General features: G+C 46.3%; 2 protein-coding genes. Both read right to left on the reverse strand.

Annotated features, from left to right (window positions below; genetic code table 11):
• Positions 1 to 1195, reverse strand: a 1195-nt coding sequence (gene dnaX / locus VIP81_RS26970) for a DNA polymerase III subunit gamma/tau (RefSeq protein ID WP_331968670.1), incomplete at its 3' end; no start/stop codon positions are given.
• A gap of 88 nt (positions 1196 to 1283) precedes the next feature.
• Entirely contained in the window at positions 1284 to 2609 is a 1326-nt protein-coding gene (locus VIP81_RS26975) for a hypothetical protein (RefSeq protein WP_331968673.1), read from the reverse strand.
• Positions 2610 to 2627 lie beyond the last annotated feature (18 nt).

The raw sequence follows: 2627 nt of genomic DNA on the forward strand, positions 1-2627 counted from the left end.
GCTGGGCAGCAGGTGCGCGCAGCTTTTGAGGTACCGAACCATCAGGTACTAATTTTTTTTTTGAAACCTCTCCGGTGCTGTCATCACTGACCAATGTTACCGCCTGTTGCAGATAGCACAACTTAATCAGGGCCATTTCCACATGTAAACGTTTATTACGTGCCATGCGGTAATTGATCTCTGTTTCGTTGAGCAGGTGCAGCGCAGTGATCAGGTAAGCAGGGCTTATCTGACCGGATAATTGCTTGTAGCGTTCTTTCAGGTTACCAGATACTTCTACAAGATGTAGTGCTTTGTCTTCCTTGCATAGTAACAGATTGCGCAGGAATTCCGCCCATCCGTTCAGGAAATTATCTCCTTCAAAACCTTTCTGTAAAATTTCATCAAACAGGAGCAGCGCGCTGGCTATATCCTGCTGTAATACGGAACCCATTACCCGGAAAAAATAATCATAATCCAGGATATTCAGGTGTTCCAGCGTATTCTGATAGGTAAGGTGTCCGCTGGTAAAGCTAACAATCTTATCCAGTGTACTCAGGGAATCACGCATACAACCATCGGTCTTCTGCGCTACCAGGTGCAGGGCGTCTGCTTCTGCCTCAATATGCTCTTTGGTACAGATTTCCTGCAGATGGTCTACCGTATCCTGAATGGTAATACGTTTAAAATCGAAGATCTGGCAACGACTCAGAATCGTCGGCAATATCTTGTGCTTTTCTGTGGTGGCCAGGATGAAAATCGCATATGATGGCGGTTCTTCCAGGGTTTTCAGGAAAGCATTGAAAGCCGAGGAACTGAGCATGTGTACCTCATCTATGATATAGATCTTATATTTTCCTGCCTGCGGTGCAAAACGCACCTGTTCCACCAGTGTACGGATATCATCCACTGAGTTGTTGGATGCAGCATCCAGTTCATGGATGTTGAAAGAACTACCCTCATTAAAAGATTTACAGGAATGACATTCGTTACAGGCTTCCCCATCCGGCTGCAGGTTCTCGCAGTTAATGGTTTTAGCCAGGATACGCGCACAGGTGGTTTTCCCTACTCCGCGTGGTCCGCAAAACAGGAAGGCGTGTGCCAGCTGGTTATTGCGGATGGCATTTTTGAGAGTGGTGGTAATATGTGCCTGTCCTACAACAGTTGAAAAGTTCTGTGGACGGTATTTACGGGCTGAAACGATAAAATTCTCCATATGACTGCTACGCTTTCGCGAGCGCCGAAAATACGCACAAATTCAGTAAGAGAAAAATGCACAGCAGGAACGGCGCTTTAACAGGGTCTTATTTCCCTGATTCCAATGTTAAAATAAATTCGAGGTACCCCTTTTTTAATAATATGATCCCATTGTTATAATGTTCCATCATAGCGGAACTGATTTCATGTAGCTCCTGTATGGCTACATAATCAGGGATCATGTCTTCCATAAAGGAACAATCCTGTTCCCGGAACTTTTTCAGCTTTTCGCCTAATCCTTCCGGAAAGGAACTATATAGTGGAGAGTTGCTGATGTTTTCCGCCATCATGCGAAAACTCCAGCATTCGGCAGATAATTCATCAAAAAGTGCCGGCATGGATTCCAGGTCATGTTCGCTGGTGTTGAACAGGAGACTGATACAATGTATGATCCGTATCACCTGGTCATTCAGCTGATGGCCGGTTTGCTGGTATTGTAATATCTGCTGGTATTTGTCTTTTAATAGCGCAGCGGAGGCCGGGCTTTTTTGCTGCGCAACGGTGTAGTGATACCGGAAGGCCTGCTGGTCATGTGTTTGCAGCCATTCCTGCTCTTCTGTTACTACAGCTGATAACATGCGGGCCAGCTGCCTGGCCCGGGCAGCACTGTATTTCTGCCCGTCAAATTCAAAATAGCGTGTCTGAAATTGCCCGCTGCTAATGGCTTGCAGGGTTTCCGCATCCTGGCGGTCACGGTAAAAGGTCCGCATACGGAGAATGATATCAGGGTGATATATCTCCCGAATACTACAGCTTTGCATTTCTGTTGGCAGTAGCAAACGGGTATAGTCCGCGGTCATTTCGTTGAACGGCCGGTTATCATAGTAGTCATTAAATACCTTTGGATATTCATATAGCCGGTGACGTTGGGACAATTCCGCAATGTAACTGGCCGGACTGATCTCAGTAAATGTTTCCACCGAAGGATGCACCGTGAAATTATATACCAGCGCCGTCATCTGCTCCTGTAAACATTCGGGGTCTTTAAACAAGTCCCAGGCGCTGCGGGTAATCTGTTTACACAATACATTCGTCTGCAGATAATGGGCTTCCCTGTCTTCCCGTGTAAGGTGAGAGGTCCACTGCTCCCGCAGCTGTACCCGGCTTTTCAGAAAGGTTTGAAAATAATTGTTTGTAATAACAGGTAGCCCGGCACTATCAAGTGAAAGATGGTTCTGGCCGGCGTAGTAATGAATGAGGGCACGCTGTACACTGAAAATATTGGAAAACCCTTCAGCCTTTTCTGCCAGATCAGGCAATTTATGGAAACAATGATCAAGACAATAGCCTCCCATTTCTAACCGGCGTAAACTGCTTATAGCGGTTTCGGTACTGGTAAGGCCCACTGCTACCGTATCTGTATAAAATTCCATTTCCCGGCTTTAGGCCAG

The organism is Chitinophaga sp. (assembly GCF_036566945.1).
Classification (GTDB): Bacteria; Bacteroidota; Bacteroidia; order Chitinophagales; family Chitinophagaceae; genus Chitinophaga.

What these genes read in the sequence shown, in the direction of transcription:
- VIP81_RS26975 (WP_331968673.1), bottom strand. Translation starts at nt 2,609, where the DNA reads ATGGAATTTTATACAGATACGGTAGCAGTGGGCCTTACCAGTACCGAA.